This is a genomic window from Streptomyces atratus, assembly GCF_040655115.1.
Classification (GTDB): Bacteria; Actinomycetota; Actinomycetes; order Streptomycetales; family Streptomycetaceae; genus Streptomyces; species Streptomyces atratus_D.
This window is the reverse complement of record NZ_JBFAJH010000042.1, coordinates 49,223-69,309: the sequence shown is the minus strand read 5'-3', so window position 1 is coordinate 69,309 and position 20,087 is coordinate 49,223. Positions and strand designations below refer to the sequence as shown.

At 67.5% G+C, this 20,087-nt stretch carries 6 protein-coding genes; all 6 read left to right on the top strand.

The genetic code is table 11. The annotated features are described in order from the left end of the window. The first annotated feature begins 193 nt into the window (after positions 1-193). The 6 genes from AB0I23_RS31545 to AB0I23_RS31520 all read left to right on the top strand — a co-directional run bounded on the left by AB0I23_RS31545 (position 194) and on the right by AB0I23_RS31520 (position 20,036). Positions 194-838 (top strand): hypothetical protein, encoded by a 645-nt coding sequence (locus AB0I23_RS31545; protein ID WP_359114434.1) that lies wholly within the window; start codon positions 194-196, stop codon positions 836-838. 324 nt (positions 839-1,162) lie between these two features. After that, positions 1,163-2,365 (top strand): serine/threonine-protein kinase, encoded by a 1,203-nt coding sequence (locus AB0I23_RS31540; RefSeq protein WP_359114433.1) that lies wholly within the window; start codon positions 1,163-1,165, stop codon positions 2,363-2,365. 169 nt (positions 2,366-2,534) lie between these two features. Further along, positions 2,535-5,696: a DEAD/DEAH box helicase gene (locus tag AB0I23_RS31535; RefSeq protein WP_359114431.1), complete on the top strand. Its 3,162-nt coding sequence runs from the start codon at positions 2,535-2,537 to the stop codon at positions 5,694-5,696. Beyond that, positions 5,693-11,026, top strand: coding sequence for a hypothetical protein (locus AB0I23_RS31530; protein WP_359114429.1), 5,334 nt, complete (start codon positions 5,693-5,695; stop codon positions 11,024-11,026). Before AB0I23_RS31535 ends, AB0I23_RS31530 begins: the two co-directional genes overlap by 4 nt. Further along, a complete protein-coding gene (locus AB0I23_RS31525) occupies positions 11,023-17,730 on the top strand; it encodes a DEAD/DEAH box helicase (RefSeq protein WP_359114427.1) in 6,708 nt (2,235 codons plus the stop codon). The genes AB0I23_RS31530 and AB0I23_RS31525 overlap by 4 nt, the downstream gene beginning before the upstream one ends. After that, positions 17,727-20,036, top strand: coding sequence for a UvrD-helicase domain-containing protein (locus AB0I23_RS31520; protein ID WP_359114425.1), 2,310 nt, complete (start codon positions 17,727-17,729; stop codon positions 20,034-20,036). The genes AB0I23_RS31525 and AB0I23_RS31520 overlap by 4 nt, the downstream gene beginning before the upstream one ends. Positions 20,037-20,087: the final 51 nt, after the last annotated feature.

The window sequence follows — 20,087 nt, the reverse complement described above, 5'->3', positions numbered from 1 at the left end:
ACCGCTTCGTGTACTTGCTACCCACCTGGTCACTGCTTCCTCTGGAACCACTCAGGTCCCAGTCTCCAGGTGTCCATGATCAAGGGGAAGCTTCACACTGCAACGGACCGTCGCGTTCTGTCCGATCAGCCTTCGCTGTCGGTTTGTTGATCGATACGGTGAGAGGTGATTGTCGTCTCGGAGAGGGGAGCTGATGGATCTCGCAGACAGATATCAGGCTTTGGCGCGTGGTGCGCTGTTGGTTGCTGAGTCTGCTGAGGACGCCTACCGGCTGGGTGCCCTTGAACGCTTCCTCAAGCCATGGATCCGGGACAGACTTCACTCACTGGGTGGTCTGCTCGACAGTTGCGACACCAGGCGTCAACTGGCCGAGGACACAAGGGCCTTCGCCCAGACAGCCGCCAAGTACTCGGAACTGCGGGACCAACTCTTTTCCGACGTTCACCACACGCGCCCAGAGCCACCCTGGCGGATCGTGGGACAGAAGACGATGGCGATCCGGGCACAGTCCGGAGTACTGCTGCGACAGCCGACGTTCGTCCTGCGGCGCCTGGATGCCGGCTCGGACGTCCCCGGCGCAGCAACCTGGGACTTCACGGTGATCGCTAATCCGTCTGACCCAGCAGACGAGGGCACGTCGTTCGTCGTCATGGTGTCGACCGGCGACCACACCGGCGGAGTACCCGCTCAGGTGTCCAAGGAGCTTGAGAGCGAACGAGCGTGGTACCAGCAAGTGGAGTACGGCTTCTATGCCCTGGGAATCGCGCCGTTTCCCACCGCGATCTACGACCCTGATCGTCACCGGAAGCGGGCTACCGATGACGGCTACGGCGGCTGACCTGTCAGGCGTCGTAAATGCGTGGAGTCTGCCTTTCTGTTCGGCCCGAGGCCACGGCATCCCCGTGGCCATCGGGCCGGACGCAGCGGCCCTGCACCGGGTGTCAGGTGCCTGCGATTTGGGCTTCGAGATCGTGTCGACGGCCCGCCGGTCCTGGAATAGAGCCCAGTTTGACGCGATTGTTTTCTCCAACGGACGCTGATCAGTAGGCTGTAGGAGTGATCCGCCGGTACCCCCGTCCCCGCGGCCCTGCTTCTTCTGTTGCGAGATGCGTGTGTGCTCTGAGCGGGGTCGTACTGGCCTTCGGGGAGCCAGGGGGATGCAGTGAGCAGTGCGGCCGTGCCGTCGCGTATCGGTCCGTACCTCGTCGAGCGGCAGCTCGGCGCGGGCGGTATGGGGGAGGTGTACCTCGCCTACTCGGTCGCGGGCGAACCGGTAGCCGTGAAGGTGATCCGGCCCGACCGCACGGATCCGCACACACGCGCCCGGTTCGAACGCGAGGCGGCGATTGCGCGCACGATCTCGGGTACCGGACGTGTGGCCCGTTTCATCGAGGCGGACCCGTTTGCCGAGCAGCCCTGGCTGGCCATGGACTACGTCCCCGGCCGCCCGCTTTCCGACGTTGTACGGGACCGGGGTCCGCTGTCCGCGCCGCTCGTGGCGAGCCTTGGCGCGCTGCTGGCCGAAGGGCTTGCCGCTGTGCATGCCGCGGGCTTGGTGCACCGCGACCTGAAGGCGCAGAACGTCATCCTCGGCGACTTCGGACCGGTGATCATCGACTTCGGCCTCGGCGCTTTCGTCGGAGCGTCCAAGGGGACGCTCACGCAGGCCGGCATGGTCATCGGTACGGTTCGCTGCATGCCGCCCGAGCAGGCTCTGGGCGAGCTGGACGTGACGCAGGCAGCTGATGTGTACGGCCTGGGCACCGTACTTCTGTACGCGGCGACCGAGCACTACCCGTACGACGGCGCACGGTGGGAGGCCGTCGCCGCGCAGGTGGTCAACCCTGATATCGGCCCCGACCTGTCCAGGCTGCCCGATGAACTTGCCCCCGTTGTGGCGGGCATGCTGGCGCACAAGGCGGACGGCCGCCCCTCCCTGGAGGAGGTGACCCGGCAGTGTGCCGACCTCATGCGCGAGTTGGGTACGAGTCCGGCTCGTGCACGGCGTGCTCTGATCCAGGAGACGACGGCGAAGGACCATTCCACGATGGTGCTCCCGCAGCCCGACGGACCGATGCTGGATCGGCTCGACTTGCTCGAGAAGCTGCTGAGTGAAGAGCCAGCGTTCCGGGGGGAGGACATCCCTGCCTCGCCACCCGGGGATGAGCCCGGTTCCGATGCTCCGGTGGAAAGCGACATCGCGAGCCCGCTCCCGCCTGTGTCTGTGCAGGTACCCGAGCCCGAGAGCGAAAGCCCGGTTGTGCCCACACCACGAAGGAGCCGCCCTCCCGCTTCCCGGAAGGTCGCCGAGGAGTTGCGCGAGCGCTACGCGGTAGGGCCGGCACTCGCCTGGCCGAAGCGCTGAACCGCCCTTCCGTCCTTCCGCCGGCAAGACCGTCCGGGACGACGGAAAGGGCGAGGGCCGCCGCGGCCGCTGTTTCGTTGACGCCCGTCCGACCCACTCGGCCGCCTCAAAGGCCGACCCGACCTGACCACACCGCACATCACGAGCACAGTCCACAGAGGAGCACCACGTGACCACGGCGATGCAGCCCGAAATCCCTGAAGGGCGCGACGCCGATCCCGGGCAGTCGGCATACCCAGCCGGCGCCAGGCCGGTCTTCGCCCCCGGCGCCCAGGTCCGCATCCGACACGAGCAGTGGCTCGTGAAGTCCGTCTCGGAGTCCCGTGACGGACTCATGGTCGAGGTCAGCGGCGTTTCCTCGTTCGTCCGTGGCACGGATGCGGTCTTCTACTCCGGGCTGGACATGATCGAGGTGCTCGATCCACGCAAGACCCGGCTCGCACCCGACGACACCTCCAAACACGCCAAAGCCCGCCTCCACCTGGAGGCGGTCATACGGAAGACCGCGCTGCCGCAGACCGAGCACGGCATCGCCCTTGCCGACTCCTTCCTCATGGACCAGCAGCAGCATCAGCTGCGCCCCGCCGAGCTGGCGCTGTCCATGCGCAACCCGCAGCCCCGGCTGCTGATAGCCGACGTAGTCGGTCTGGGCAAGACGCTGGAGATCGGCATCACGCTCTCGGAGCTGATCCGGCGAGGGCGCGGCGAGCGCATCCTCGTGGTCACGCCCGCTCATGTGCTGGAGCAGTTCCAGCGTGAGTTGTGGACCCGCTTCTCCCTGCCGTTGGTGCGCCTGGACTCCACGGGCATTCAGCGCATCCAGCAGGAGATCCCGGCAGGACGGAATCCGTTCGCCCACTTCAAGCGCGTCATCGTCTCCGTCGACACACTCAAGTCGGCGACGTACGCCCACCACCTGGAGAACATTGTCTGGGACGCGGTGGTCATCGACGAGTCCCACAACCTCGTGAACAAGGGCACCCGTAACAACCGCCTCGCCCGCCGCCTCGCCGAGCAGACCGATGCGCTGATCCTGGCCTCCGCCACTCCGCACAACGGTGACGCCGAATCCTTCGCCGAGCTGATCCGGATGCTCGACCCGGCAGCGATCGCCGACCCCAAGAACTACAAGGTCGCCGACCTCGACCACCTCTACATCAGGCGCACCAAGACCGACCGCGAGGTACGCGACAGCCTCAAGGGCAAGCCTTGGGCCGAACGCGGCGACTCACTGCCGGTGCCGGCTCCGGCGACGCCGAAAGAGGTCGCCGTCCTGGAGAAACTCGCGAGCGAGTGGACCCCGGGGAACCTGGACCGTTCGTCGGTCTGCGCCGATCCGCTGGTCGGCTACAACTTCCTGAAGGCGTTCCTCTCCTCCCACGTAGCTCTGCGGGAATCCCTCTCCAGCCGCCGCACCTACCTGGACGACCCGAAGAGCCGTACGGCGAAGGGCAAGGCGAAAGCGGACACTCCTGAGCGCCGCGCCGCTCTCGCCACCGAGAGCATGGCGCTCGCGGAGCTGGAGGCACTGGTCGCGGACTTCACCGACCAGGATTCCGCCAAGCTCGACGCTCTCGTGCGCACGCTGAAGGACGACCTCGGTGTCGGCCCGCGCTCCGAGCGCCGCGTCGTGGTCTTCTCCGAGCGGGTCCACACCCTGGACTGGCTGGCCCGGGAGGTCCCGGAGCGGCTCGGCTTCAAGAAGAAGAACGAGACGAAGGCCGACGCGACACGTCCCTGGAAGGCGTACGGCGGAGCCGTCGAGGTCATGCACGGCGACACCACCAACGACCAGCAACAGCAGGAGATCATCGATCGCTTCGGCCGGCTCGAAGAGCCGGTACGGCTGCTGTTCACCGGCGACATCGCCTCCGAGGGTGTCAACCTGCACCACCAGTGCCACGACCTCATCCACTACGACCTGCCCTGGTCCCTCATCCGCATCGAGCAGCGCAACGGACGCATCGACCGCTACGGGCAGGCAGTCAGCCCCGAGTTCCGCGCCCTCACCCTCACCGCCGACGTGCCCTGGAGGCGCGACGAGGAGAGCGGCGAGATACTCACGCTCGACGACCGGCTCGTCGGCTCCCGCCTGTTGCAGCGCGAGGCCCAGGCGCACGAGATCGAGACCGGCGAGGGCAGCGCCGAGGCAGTCACCGGCCTCTACAACGACAAGAAGGAAGAGGACCGCCTCACCCGCGATCTCATCAAGGGCAGTACCGTCGAGCGCTCCATCAAGCAGTCCCAGCAGGAGTCCGGCGGGGTCCTCGCGGGGTTCCTCGCCGGCGCCAACGCCCGGCTCGCCGACCCGGCGGCCCCTCCTGCCACCCTCGGCACGGCCCCGGTCCCCGAGGCCGACGTGCCCCACGTCTTCACCGGCACCAAGGCGTATTTCCACGCCGCGATGGACCTCATCTACCCGGAGGCCGAGCGCGCGGCCCTCGGCTGGAAGCCCGAAACGGCCCATGGCCGAATAGAGTTCACTCCGCCCGACGACCTGCAGTACCGCTTCCGGGCGCTGCCGAAGTCGTACCTGGAGCAGGAGAAGATCCTCACGACGTCCAAGGACGACGGCACGCTGAGCATCACCTTCGACAAGCAGTACGCCGCCGACCGCCTGGAGGCCGCCCGCAACGCCAAGCAGGGCAAGACCGACCAGCCCACCTCCCAGTGGCCCAACGTCTCCTACGTCTCCGACATCCACCCCGTGCTCGACTGGATGACGGACAAGGTTCTAGCCAAGCTCCAGTACGACGAGGCGTTCGTCCTCGCCTACCGACCCGACACCGCCAAGGCCAAACGGATCGACGCCGCCCTGCCAGAAGCCCTCACCGGCCCGGTCTACCTCCTCCAAGGCGTCTACTCCAACGCGGCGGGCAAGCCGACGGTCGTGGAGTGGATGGCCGTCACCGGGCTCGCCGAGGACAACCCCCGCGTATGGCGCATGGACTCGGCGTTCCTCGCCGCCTGCGGCGTCGGCCCCGACATGCCCGGCCGCGCTCAGCCCGTCGCCCCCGACCTCCTCCAGGGACTCGTTCCCGCGGCCGTCGACGCGGCCGAGGCCCACCTGCGCGAGCGCCGAGCCGACTACGACAAGCAGGTCGACTCCTACCTCGCCCCGTACGAGGACCGGGTGCAGGTCTGGGAGCAGGACGCCTTGATCGCCGTCGGCAACCAGCAGCACCGCATACAGCAGGTGTACGACACCGCCGCCCGCCGCCGCGACCTCGTACGCCGCCTGCGGACCGAGGGAGACCCGATGCTGCGGGTCCTCTGCATCCTCGAACCCCTTCACACCACCACTGTGCACGCCGAGGAGTCCGCACGATGAGCTACACCTACGACTCCTTCGCCAACCGCGGCGAATACCTCTCCGCCCACTACTTCAGCGAGGAGCTGGAGAACACCCTCAAGAAGGGCAAGGCGGGCGACGAGGGCCTGTTCACCCTGTGGACCGGCCGAGAGACCGACCCCCACGACCCCCGGCCCACCCCGCGCGAACTCCTTCCCCGGCTCCGCGGCAACTACCTGGCCACCGTGCGCCCCTTCCTGAGCTCCCGTGCCCAGCAGGAAGAGCCCGGCAGCACCTACGACGACCCGACGGGGGAGTGGGCCGAGCACATCACCACCTGGCACACCACCGTCCTCAAGGCCCTCGGCTACGGCGGACGGCCCGAGCCGATCACCGTGCACAACGCCGGCAAGGAGTACGAACTCCAGGCCGCGTGGCACGGAGACGGCATCGTCGCCCTCGACTGCGGCTGGACCGCCTCCCTCGACGACGTCCTCGACCCCGACGAGGCCGGACGGCTCCTCCACCCCCTCAAGACCACCGACGGCCTCCTCGAAGCCGGCGAGAAGTTGGCCGGCTGGCTCTTCCAGAGCGAACTCCACGAACCCGGCGGCGACGCACCCCGCTTCGTTCTGATGCTGTGCGGCGGCGTGCTCGTTCTCGCCGACCGGGGCGCCTGGGCCGAAGGCCGCTACCTCGCCGCAAACTTGGACGCGGCCCTCGCCCGCAACGACACGGCGAAGGCAGGCGAACTCTCCCTCCTCGCCGCTCTCTTCTCCCACGACATGCTCGTGCCCCGCCCCGACGGCAAGGGCCGACGCATCGACGAGCTGCTGAAGGCGTCCCGGGACAACGCCGTCGGCGTCAACTCCGAGCTGCGCAAGGGACTCCAGCAGTCGGTCGAGATCATCGCGAACGAAGTACTCGACCGCCTGCGCGAGGCGAAGGTCAAGCCGAGGGAGATCGAGAACCTCAAGAAGGGCCCGTTCGCCAAGCAGCTCACCCGCGAATCCCTGCGCTACCTCTACCGCATCCTCTTCCTCCTGTACGCGGAGGCCCGCCCCGAGCTGGGCATCCTGCCCGCCGATGACTCCACCTACGAGGCCGGCTACTCGATCGCCCGGCTGCGCGAGCTGGTCGCGCGCGAGCGAAAGCTGGTCGACGAGGGCAGCCGAGGCGGCTTCCATCTCTACGCCTCTCTCGACGTCCTCTTCAACAAGGTCAACTTCGGACATCGTCCGCACGGCACCGAGGCGGACGACGACAAGCCCGCCGCCGAGCGCAGCGAACAGCGCGGCCTCCGCTTCGAGCCGCTGCGCAGCGAGCTGTTCGACCCGAAGGCGATCACCCTCATCGGCACTGGCGTCATGGACCCCCGATGGGACGAGGGCGGGGACGAGGAACCGCAGTGGCTGGACCTGCGGCTGCGCAACGAGGCCCTGCACCAGGTGCTGCGTCTTCTCACCCTGAAGGAGGCCGGCCAGAAGGGCCGGCAGGGCGGCTTCATCTCCTACCGCAACCTCGGCATCAACCAGCTCGGCGCCGTCTACGAAGGTCTGATGTCGTACACCGGCATCATCGACGAGAAGAGGGAGCTGGCCGAGGTCGCCAAGCCCGGCGCCAAGAAGGCTGGCAAGCAGTACGGCGACCCCGAGAAGGGCTCCTGGCTCGTCCCCTCAGACCGACTGAACGACTACCGGGAGAACACGCACGTTGTGTACTCCGCCCAGGACACCGAACAGCACGGCCTGCGCGGCCCCAAGAAGTACGCACCGGGCCGGTTCGTCTACCGCCTGGCCGGCCGCGACCGTGAGACATCCGCTTCATACTACACCCCCGAGTCCCTCACCAAGGTCACTGTCGAGTTGGCGCTCAAGCACCGCCTTGACCAGGAGAGGGACGCCGACGGCAACACGGTCCGGACCCGCGCGAGCGATCTCCTGCGCTACACCATCTGCGAACCGGCCCTGGGCTCCGGCGCATTCCTCAACGAGGCGATCAACCAGGTCGCCGAGGAGTACCTCAAGCGCCGCCAGCAGGAGCTGGGCATCAACCTGGACACGTCGAAGGCACTCGAAGCGAAGCAAAAGGTGAAGGCGTACATCGCCCTTCACAACGCGTACGGGATCGACCTTAACGAGACGGGTGTGGAGCTCGCCGAGGTATCGCTGTGGCTCAACACCATGCACCCCGGTATGCGTGCCCCGTGGTTCGGCCTGCACCTGCGGCGCGGCAACTCCCTCATCGGGGCGCGGCGTTGGGTGTACGAGGCCGAGCGCATCAAGAAGGAGCGGACCATCGGCGCGCAGACGCCGACCAAGCTGCCGTTCCGGGCGGCCGGGGGCGGCGCCGAACAGCCGCTGCCGGACGGGGCCGTCCACCAGTTCCTCCTGCCGACGCCCGGGTGGGGTGCGGTCGCAGGGGCGAGCGGCGACGCGAAGAAGCTGGTCGAGCAACTGGCCCGGCCACAGGTGGACCAGCTGAAGGCGTGGAAGAAGGGCGTTCAGACCAAGCCCAAGACGACAGGCGGCAAGGCGAGCCAGCTCGCCAAGCTGCAGGCCGCGGCCCGTCGCGTCGAGTCTCTGTGGACGCTCGTCGCCAAGCGCATGGAACTCAGTGAGCAGGAGATTGCCCGCACCATAGACGTCTGGGGGACCGACCGCGAGGAGGACGCGGAGGAGTACACCTTCCTCCGCCACGACAAGCAGAACGCGGACAAGAGCCTGCCGCTGACCAAGGAACAGGTCTTCAAGGACCTCTTCGAGGCGGAGGGCTCCCCGTACTGGCGCCTCAAGCAGGTCATGGATGCCTGGTGCGCGCTGTGGTTCTGGCCGCTGGACAAGGTGGGCCTGCTGGACGGGACGGACGCGGAGTACGCCACGGCACCAGTGGTGGCGGGGGAGGCGGGGGCGGACTTGGACGCCCTGTTGTCGTCGGTGGCCGGTGTGGCTGGGGTGGCTGGCCCGGCCGTCGAGAGCGAGACGCGGTTGCCTGCGCCTGAGCCCACGGCCGTGCCTCGATTCGTCGAGAGCCGGATGCTGTTCGCCATGGACGGTGACCAGATGTCCTTGGGGGAGGAGGACGGGGCCGATGACGAGCTAGTGAAAAAGGAGAAGCTCAAGAAGGCACGTACCCCCTCCGTGCCTAGGAATCCCCGTGGGCCAGTACGCCGGCGTGACGTCATCCCGCTTGCGGACCTGGACGACTGGATCGCCTTCCTGGAGTCCATGGTGGGCACGGAGCCCATTCGGGAGGACGGCTTTGCCGCATCCATCGACTCCCTGGCGGAGCTGGCGCTCCTCGAAGACCTGGTCCAGGTCGAGATGGGCATGGACGATGCGCTGAAGGCGGTCGAGACGCGGTATCCATGGATGCGGGTCGTCCGCGACATCGCCGAGGAGCAGGGCTTCTTGCACTGGGAGCTGGACTTCGCGGGTGTGTTCGCCGGCGAGGCGGGCGGTTTCGATCTGCAGGTGGGTAACCCGCCCTGGGTGGAGATTACGTGGAACTCGAATGCCAGCTTTGCCGAGTTCGAGCCAACTCTTTCCCTGGATACAGGTTTGACTCAAATGCAGACGGAAATGATCCAGGACTCGATCGTGGATATCCCCAGTCAGCGCGTTGAGGTCATGAGGGATGCTTGTAACGATAGCGCCTTGGCTAGTTTCTATGCGAGCCCTAGTGTCTACCCGATCCTTGGTGGAACTCGACCCTATCTTCACACGCGTTTCATGGTGCAATGCTGGAACCATGCTACGAGCTCTGGGGCGATTGGTTTGGTGCACCCGGATGGTCACCTTAAGGGTGACGCAACGCGGCGCATTCGCGCTGAAGCATATAGGCGGCTTCGCGTGCATGGGGCGTACGTAAACGTTTCTAACTGGGCCTTTGCTCAGCCCGTTGGGCATAAGAAGGAGTTCGCCGCCAATATCTACGGCCCTCGCCAGGGCGTCAACTTCCAGCATCTAAGTTTCTTGTATCGCGCAGAGGTCCTCAATGAGTCCCTTCGTCACGATGGCGATGGTCCCGAGCCGGGAATCAAGTTTGACGGGAACTTCGATACGCGCCCTCATAAGGCGCGTATTGTTCACGTGACCCCTGACACTCTTGCCCTATGGCATGAACAGCAGGGTGGCGAACATGAGGTCGAGGAAGTAGAGATCATGTATCCGCTGACCACAAGTGAGCAGCGGGCTGCCAAGGTTATGAGCTCCTATCCGGTTCGCCTTCGAGGTAGCGAAATCAGCTTGAGCCAGGGCTACAACGAGACAGCCGACTTCAAGTCCGGCCTCATCGAGGAGTTGCATTCGCGGCCTTCCGCTTGGGATGAGGTAATTCTGCATGGCCCACACCTCGGACCCGGCGCTCCGTTCTTCAAGCAGGATCCCGAGCTGACTTCTAACGGCAAGCGGGTAGACCTGACTGAGATCCCCGCCAATTTCATCCCGGCAACGCAAATGGCGCGAGCCTGTGATCGGGGTACGTTTGAGTCAAAGACCTCGGCATGGAAACTCTGGCAGGGCATTCCGCACGCGCGACACTTCCGCTTGGCGTTTCGTCGTCGGAATGATGGAAAGACCGAACGTGTATTGAATGCCGCGCTGATTCCGCCGGGTGCGAATCACGTTGACGGCGTCCACTCAATTGCCTTCGATAGTGAACGGCGACTTCTCCTGGTTTCCGGGTTCTGGGCGTCCTTGCCCCTCGACTACATGTTGCGGGCCTTCGGCATCACGGATTTGCGTGAACCCGGAGCCCTTCGCCTTCCTGCCCCCAGTCTCGATCATCCATTGGCGAATGCCCTGAGCCTCCGATCGGCCCGCCTTAACTGCTTGTCGGATGCCTATGCTGATCTATGGGAAAATCATTTCCAGTTCTCTTGGCTTTCTGAGAAGTGGGCCATCGACTGGCCGCAAGTGCGCCCGCTCAACGCGGTCTATCCTCGCTGGTCGGCCTCAACCGCTCTCCGCACCGAAGCAGAGCGACGTGCAGCGCTAGTTGAAATAGATGCACTGGTAGCCGTTTGGATCGGCCTGTCTGCGGACGCACTGACGGCGGCTTACCTAGCCCGACTAACGGTACTGGCGGAACGAGAAGAGGAACTGTACTTCGACGGTCATGGTCGCCAACTGGCGGCTGATCACCATGCATTCGGTACGGGACAGACTGCTCAGCATTGGAAGGGGCTTGAGCTGCATCTTGACGCCCCAGAGTCCACCCCCGCCCCCGACGGCTACACCGCCCCCTTCTACAAGGCCAAGCGCGAGCGCGAAATGCGTCAAGCCCACGCCTACTTCAAGAAGCGCCTCGACGAAGCCGTGAACAAGGGTCTGTGGGACCCGGAGAAGATGGAGGTCCCGACCCCGTGAGGCCGACCCTCGAAGCACAGGGGCTGAAAGAGAGCCTGCTCCAGTACCTGTCCACGACGTACGGCCTCGCCGACGAGGGCGCCCGCAAGGCGCTGCATGCCTTCCTCGGGGACGAGACGACGGGCATGTTCCGTGGCCCGTACCTTCGCCTCCGCACCCCCTTCACCCCGGCCGACGACGGCTGGCAGCAGCACCTGGACTGGGTACGTACGGACGGCTGGACGCCGTACGCGCACCAGGCCCGTGCCTTCGCCCGGCTCACCACGAAGGGTGGGCACGTACCTCAGCCCACGCTCGTCACGACCGGCACGGGCTCCGGCAAGACTGAGTCGTTCCTCTACCCCGTGCTCGACCACTGCGCCCGCGAGCGCGCGGCCGGGAACAACGGGGTCAAGGCGATCTTCCTCTACCCGATGAACGCCCTGGCCACCGACCAGGCAGCCCGTATCAACGAACTGCTCACCCAATACGACAAGTTGAGCGGCGTACGCGCCGGCCTGTACATCGGGGACAAGGCGGCGACGCATTACGACCGCGTCTACACGCGCCGGCAGGACATGCGGCTGTCGCCGCCGGACATCCTGATCACCAACTACAAGATGCTCGACATGCTCCTGCAGCGTGGAGCCGACGCGACGCTGTGGGACAACAGCGACATCCGCTATGTGGTCGTCGACGAGTTCCACAGCTACGACGGCGCGCAGGGCACCGACGTGGCCATGCTGCTGCGCCGCCTCGCCATCGCCGTCGGCGCGAACCAGCCCGGCAAGCCGCTCGGCACGATCACTCCCGTCGCGACCTCCGCGACCCTCGCCTCCGGTACCGACGCCGACGGGGTGCGGCAGCTGCTCTCCGTGGCCGGCAACGTCTTCGGTGCCGAGTTCACCGAAGAGGCGATCGTCGGTGAGAACCGGCTGACCGTCGACGAGTTCATACTCGATGAGACAGTCACGGACGCGAAGTTCCTTCCCGGCCAGGCCGCACCCCCCGAGACACTGACCGCCCTGCCGGATCCGGCCTCCGGCCCGGAGGCGCTTGCGGACCTTGCCGAGGCTGTCACCGGCGTCCGTACCACCGATCCGGTCGTCCTTGGTGCCGCGCTCAAGCGCAACCGTCTGACGTATGCGGTACTGAAGGCCTTCGACGGCACGACGTGCACCTACGACGAGGTGCTCGACGTGATGCGCCGCAGCGGGGCGAAGAGCTGGGACGAGGCGATCACGACGCGGCCGCAGGTCGCAGCGGTGGCACTCGCCCGCCTCGTCGCCCTGTTGTCCATGGCACGCGACCCGGACACGCCGGCCGGGATCAGCCGCCCCTTCGCCCAGGTCGAGGTGCACCAGTGGGCACGGTCCGTCACACGCATGCTGAGGGGCGTACTGCCCTGGCCGAAGGCGGAGTTCGCCTGGGACATGGTCGGAGCGGAGAGCCGACTGCGTACGACGCCCGACACGACCACCTCGCGTGACACCAAGGTCTTCCTGCCGGCGGTGTACTGCCGCGAGTGCGGGCGCTCCGGCTGGTCGGTACTCGCTCCCGAGTCGGACCTGGAGGAGCTGAGCTTCGAGGCACACAAGATCCGCCGGGCCACCGTCACGGCCAACAAGTCCAAGGTGCGCACCCTGGTGGCGGCCACGGACAACGAGGCGCGCGAGGGCAACGGCCGCACCGCCATGGACCGGGCGGCGCAGAGGTCGCTGACCACCAGTGGCGCGGGCGTACTCATGGTGCTCGACGGTTCTTCCCGTCGTCTGTGCCTGCCCGATCCTCAGGGCGATTACGACGACGAGGGCAACCCGCAGCCCGCCGGCCCCGATTCGGTCTTCGTCCTCGTCCAGCTCGGGGACACCGCGGAACGTGCTGCCAAGGACGACTGGTGCCCGGCGTGCGGCACGCACAACGCCATCCGTTTCCTCGGTACGGGCGCAGCCGCGCTCGCCGCCGCGTCCATCACCCAGCTCTTCACCGGCGGGGAGATGGACAAGGAGCAGCGTGAGACGAAGACGCTGATGTTCAACGGCTCGGTGCAGGATGCCGCGCACCGGGCCGGTTTCGTCGCGTCCCGCTCGTACACCTTCTCCCTGCGGGCGCTGTTCACCAAGCACCTGAGCGAGCAGCGGTCCACTGCGCTGAACGACCTCGTTGCCGATGTCGTCGTGTCCACCACCGACCGTGAGACGCTTGCCGCCGTCGTCCCGCCGGACCTGCACGACGATGCGGGAGTAGCGCGGCTGCTGTCGGGGAAGGGCCGCGGCGGGAACAAGAGGACCTGGGATCTGATCGGTGAGCGGTTCGCGTTCGAGGCCGTAATGGAGTTCGGCCACCGTTCGCGCAACGGCCGTACCCTCGAACTGACCCGCACCGCTGCCGCCTGGGTGGGTATCCCCGACGAGCGGGCGGCCGTCGCGACCGTGCGTGCCGCCCACGAGGAGTCCACCCACCAGGGGCTTGCCCTCACCGCGCACGACGATGCCCGGTACTTGACTTTCCTGCGCGGTCTGTTGGAGCGGCTGCGTACGCGGGGAGCGGTCGGGCACCGCTGGCTGGACAAGTTCCTCGACGAGGCGGGCACGAGCCGCTACTTCATCTGGGGCGGCCGCCCGCGCGGCATGAAGGCCTTTCCCCGGGGCGTCTCCGCGCCGAGCTTCCTGCTGGCCCGGCCCAAGCAGAAGAGCGAGTTCGACTTCGCCGCCGGGCGCCTGTCCTGGTACCAGTCCTGGGCCCAGCGCTGCTTCGACATGACCCGCGAGCAGGCCGACGACTTCTGGGTGCGGCTGCTGCCCCGGCTCACCGACGCCGGGCTGCTCGCGGCGCGCACCCCGAACGACACGGCCGTCCGCGTCTACGGCCTCCAGCCGGGCGCCGTCCGCCTGCAGTTGTTGTCCGAAGCACAGGTCAACGAGGCGTATGTGCGCTGCCCGAAGTGCTTCTGGGAGCAGACCGTCCATCCCGCGCTGCTGGCGCAGTACCACGGGCAGCCCTGCCAGTCGTACCGCTGCTCGACCGGGCGCCTGGTCGCGGGCGACCGGTGGCTGGAGACCGTGGACCGGCACGACCGGGACCGCGACTACCGCGACGACTACTACCGCAGCCTGTACCGACGAGCCGGCACCTACCAGGTCATCACCGCCGAACACACCGGCCTGCTCTCCCGCGCCAAGCGTGAACGCGTCGAGGACGCCTTCCGCAAGGGCGAGGGGTTCAACGACCCCAACGTGCTGTCCTGCACGCCCACCCTGGAGATGGGCATCGACATCGGCGACCTGTCCGCCGTCGTCCTCGGCGCCCTGCCGCGACGGCCGGCGAACTACGCCCAGCAGGCGGGCCGGGCCGGGCGCCGTACCGGCAACGCCTTCCTGCTGACCATCCCCGATCGCTCCCGCCGCGACCTGTACTTCCTCGACCGGCCGCGGGACATGATCGACGGGCGGATCGTGCCGCCGGGCTCGTACCTGTCGGCTATCGAGATCCTGCGCCGCCAGTTCACCGCCCACCTCCTCGATCTCGCGGCACGCGGCCGCCTGCTGCGCGAGGACGGCAAGCCGCTGGCCGCTCTGTCACGCCGTGTCGACGAGCTCTTCGGCCCCTCCGGCTACCTCGCCGACTTCACCGAAGCTGCCCTCGCCCACGGCGAGGAGCTCGTCGCGGGCTTCCTCGCGCTGTTCCCGGCCGGAGTGAGCGAGACCGCCCAGGAGGAGCTGGAGAAGTACGCGGTCCGGGGCATCCGCAGCGCCATCGAGAAAGCCGAGCGGGAGTGGGAGCGCGAGAACCAGAAGCTCCGCACCCGTATCCGTACGATCCGCTCGGCCATCGACGAGCTCAAGGAAGGCGACGACGAGCAGGCGCGTACGAAGGCAGAACTGGAGGCCGAGCTGGGCGCCCTCTCGAAGCAGGGAGCCACGCGTCAGCGACAGCCCGCCCAGACCGTGCTGTGCGACCTCGGTCTGCTGCCCAACTACGCCCTCATCGACGCCACGACCACCCTGGAGGCCACTGTCTACTGGCCCGAGGGCACCACACCCGACGGGCGGGACAGCTACAAGTCGAAGCCGTTCTCCTACGGGCGCCCACGCAGCTTCGCCCTGTCCGAACTCGCCCCCGGCAACACCTTCTACGCCGAGGGATACAAGCACCGGATCACCGGCATCGACATCGTCACCAGCCGGGACCAGGACTGGCGTCACTGGCGCTTCTGCCCCTCGTGCGGCTACGTCCGCACCGAGAATGCCGAGCACGACATCACCCCCTGCCCCCGCTGTGGGGAGGCGGGCATCGCCGACTCCGGCAGCCTGTGGCAGATCGTCCAGCCCAGCGTCGTCACCGCCCGCGACAAGCGCGAGGACGCCAGGATCGGCGACGAGAGCGACGACCGCGATCGCCGCTTCTACACCGTCGTGGACATGGTCGACATCGCCCCCAAGGACTTCGTCCCGGGCAAGTCCTGGCGGCACACCAAGGAGATCTTCGGCGTCGACTACACCCGCCACGCCGTCATCCGCCGCGTCAACGCCGGACCGCTCAGCATCGGAGCCCAGGAAAACGACCAGCTTGCCGGGCGGCCCGTGCGCATCGCCCCGTTCCACGTGTGCACCGCTTGCGGGGCCGCGACCGCCGATGGGCGGCCGGTCTTCGACGAGGACCGCGACGCCGTCGACAACTCCGCGAATCGCCAACGTGAAGTCAAGCACCACGCCCCCTGGTGCCCGCTGAGGCGCGGCAAACAGGACGTGTCCCAAGAACCCGTCTTGCTCGCTCACGAGCTGGAAACCGAAGCCCTGCGCATCCTGCTGCCCGCCGCGACCGTCCTCGTCGAGGAGCGGGTCCACTCCTTCCAGGCGGCCCTACGCCTGGGCGTGGACGAAGCCTTCGGCGGCGATCCCCAGCACCTCGACACCACCCTCGCCACCATGCCGGACCGCGGCACCGCGGAGAAGCGGCACTTCCTGGTCCTGTACGACCGCCTTCCGCACGGCACCGGCTACCTCGACCGGCTCACCGCCCCGGCAGCCTTCCGGCAAGTACTCGAGGGTGCGCGCCGGCTTATCGAGGAGTGCCCCTGCAACGGGGAGGCCGCTCCGGCCTGCCACCGCTGCCTGTACCGCTACGCCGACGAACAGCACATCGACCGCGTCTCCCGCCAGGCCGCCCTGGAGATCCTCGACAAACTCCTCGGTACCGAATCCGACGCCTGGAACACCAAACGGGTCGGCAACACCGACCAGATCGGCCTCGACGGACAGGTCGAGTCCGACCTCGAGGCCCGCTTCCTCACCGCCCTGCGGGGATGGGCCGGCCCGCGCGGCGACGCCGTCCTGGAGGAGAGCGGCACCAACAGCGCCTACCTGCGTCTCGACGAGGTCGGCGCCGTCCACGGCTGGCGTCTGACCGCCCAGCGCAACGAAGGGTTCACCCGTACCGACTTCACCTTCGAACGCACCGAGGGCCCCAAGCAGAAGATCACCGTCTACCTCGACGGACACCGCTACCACGCCACCCGCCGGTACAACCGGCTCGCCGGCGACGCCGGCAAACGCAACCGGCTCCGGGCCGACGGGCGCATCGTCTTCCAGCTCACCTGGGACGACCTCGACGCCTTCGAGCGGCAGGCCAGCACGGCACAGGCCCCCTCAGGGCGAGAGCCAGCCGAGCCGGTATGGCCGCCCTATCCGCACAGCGCCCAGGACATCGCAAAGCAGCTCCATGCCGAACGCGGTGGCGACGATCTCGCCACCACCGCGTTCGCCGATCCGATGACCATGCTCCTCGCCTACCTGCGCAGTCCGGACGACGCAGCCTGGGGCAGGCGGGCATCGGCCGTGGTCGGCGGACTCCTCGGAACCGGCCAGGAGATCCTCGTCGGCAACGGCAGCCCCGACCAGACCCGTCAGTCGCTCGACCGTCTCCTCGACGCCTGGGGCCACACCGACGGCATCGACCCGGCCCCCGTACAAGGCACCGGCACACTCAACCTGTTCCGGACCAACGACCAGTCCGGTCTCCCCGTCGCCTTCCTCGTCGACGGAGCCACCAGCCACTGGTCCGCCCTGGTCTGCCTCGACGACACCGCACCCGACCAGCTCGGCACACCCCAGCACAAGGCCCGCTGGCACTCCTGGCTCCAGTGGTCCAACGTCCTGCAGTTCCTCACCCACGACAACGGAGACGCTGTTCAGCTGACCACGGCCACCGCGGCGAAGTACGACCTCTCGGTCCTCAGAGCATTCGGTGGTCCCGGCGAACTCGAATCGCTGGTCGTGCGGTACCGCACCAACATCCCCGCACCACGGACCCCTGCGGTGGAGGCAACCGACGCCACCTCGCTGGAAGCGAAGCTGCGGGACTTGCTGTGGGACGGAGAGATCCTCGAATACCTCGACGAGGACGAACCCGGCGCCCCCCTCACCCGCCTCGCCCACGCCCTGGCCGACGGCGGCAAGGAAGCACCCGCTTACGGCTACGAACTCGGCGAACGCGGCTGGCTCGCCGACTTCGCCTGGGACCACGGCGGCCGTCGGATCGCCGTCATGGCCGAGCCGCACAACCACAAGGACGAGGAGAGCGACAAGACCTGGCGTGCCTACCGCGAGGCCGGGTTCACCATCCGATCGGCCGACGACTGGCTCGCCGATCTCGACGCCCTGCTGACCGCGCTCCCCGACGCCACCACCCGCCCCGACTCCGAAGAACAGGGGACCGCACGATGACCGCACGCCTCAGCCTCTACCAGAAGGCCGAAAACGAGCTCTACAAGATGGACTCGTCGGTCAAAACGAAGTTCTACGACTTCTGTCACCAATTCCGCACCGACCCCGACCACCCCAGCCTCGACCTCAAGCCCCTCAAGGGCGACGGCCGGATCTTCCGCGCCAAGATCGACCGTTCATACCGGGCGCTTCTCGCCCGGGCGGGTGTCGGCGCCGATGGCATCCAACAGTGGCTGATCGTCGCCGTCCGCCACCGCAAGGACGTCTACGAAGAACTCACCGTAGCCATCAACCGGATCACCGGCGAGATCGAGTTCGTCGACCTCGGCGTCGTCGGTCAGAGCGTCCTCCAGCGCGCCGGCCTCCAGCTCACTCCGGCTCCGGACGAGCAGGCCGTACCGGCCGAGCCCACACCTGCACCCGTCGTGACGCCGGAACCGCTCGTCCCCGCCGAACCGCTCCTCGTCGGCTGCACCCCAGAAGACCTGCGCCGGCTCGGTGTCGCCGACGCGCTCATCGACCTCGCCCTCACCGTCACGACCGACGAGGAACTCGACCACCTCATTGCCGGCGCCCCGCGTCTGACCGCCGAGGTCCTCACCGGCCTCGGCTCCGGCATGTCCGTGGACGAGGTCGAGCGTGAGATCACCCAGCCCGCCTCCACCGAACTCAAGCCGGGCTTCGAGGACGACATGGCGGCGGCCCTCACCCGCACCGCGGTCACCACGGTCGACGACGACATCCGCAACGTCCTTGCCGAGGGCGACTTCCGCGCCTGGAAGGTCTACCTCCACCCCACTCAGCGCAAGATCGTCGAGCGGAACTACGGCGGCCCCGCCCGCGTCAGCGGCGGCCCCGGAACCGGCAAGACCATCGTCGCCCTGCACCGCGTGGCCCGCCTCGCCGCCGCTCTGCCCCCCGGTCACAACAAGCCGATCCTGCTGACCACGTACACCAAGAACCTCACGGCCGACCTGCGCTCCCGACTCACCTCGCTCATGGACCCGGCACTGCTCGGCCGCGTCGACATCAAGCACATCGACCAGCTCGCGCAGAGCGTCCTCACCGAGAATGCCGCGCCCGGTTCGCAGCGCAGCCTCATCGCCGACGACCGGGCCCTGGACGTACTGCGCGAAGTCCTCTTCGAGCACGACGAGCAGCGCTGGGGCGCCGAGTTCCTCTTCGACGAGTGGGAACAGATCGTCCTCGGCCAGTCCCTCGCGACCCGCCAGGACTACTTCAAGGCCCGTCGCGCCGGCATGGGACGCGCCCTGGCCCGCCCCGAACGTGCCGCCATCTGGAAGCTGCTCGACCAGTTCACCCTGCGCCTCAACGGCCTGGGCCGGGAGACCTGGGCACAGGCCGCCGAACGGGCGGCCCGCTACGAGATGGAACGCGCCCACAAGATCAAGATCCGTGCCGAGCACAAGGAGGACATCGGCGGCGGCGATCTGGTTCACCTCGACGACAACAGCTCAGCCATGCGCTACCTGCGTCATCGCTACCAGCACATCGTCATCGACGAGGCCCAAGACCTCAGCCCCGCCCACTGGAAGATGCTGCGCGCCATGGTCGCGTCCGGCGAGGGCGACCTCTTCATCGCCAGCGACACCCACCAGCGGATCTACGACCGGCAGGTCACCCTCTCCACCGTCGGTGTCCACATCCGCGGCCGCGCCTCGAAGCTGACGCTCAGCTACCGCACCACCCAGGAAATCCTCGACCAGGCCGCCAAGGTCGTGCGCGGGGCCACCTACGACGACCTCGACGACGGCACCGACACCCTCGATGGCTACCACTCCCTGCTGCACGGCCCCACCCCCGAGTACGTCGCCTGCGCCGACTGGCCCGACGAGATCACCCAGCTCGCCGAGACTCTCAAGCAGTGGCGCGCGGACATTGCCCAGTCCGCCGCGGACGGCACCGTACGCGACCCGAGCGGCACCATGGCCGTCTGCGTCACCGACGGCGAGATGGCCGGCCGCGTCGCCACCGACCTGGAGATGAAGCACGGCATCACCACAGCCACCCTCACCAAGGACGGTCCGCAGGGTGGCGGGGAGGTCCACATCGGCACGATGCACCGGTTCAAGGGACTTGAGTACCAGAAGCTCGCGATCATCGGCGCGAGCGACGGGATCCTTCCGCGTACCGCCCTCGTCGAGCAGTACGAGAAGACCGACCCCAACCGGTACGAGCGCGAGATCAAGAAGAGCCGCAGCCAACTCTTCGTCGCCACCACGCGAGCCCGGGACGCATTGCGCATCTCTTGGCACGGAAAACCCAGCCCGTTCCTACCCTTGTAGGCCGGGTCCGACTCTGTGCCGCTGCGACCACCGCCACGGGTCAGCGCCGCC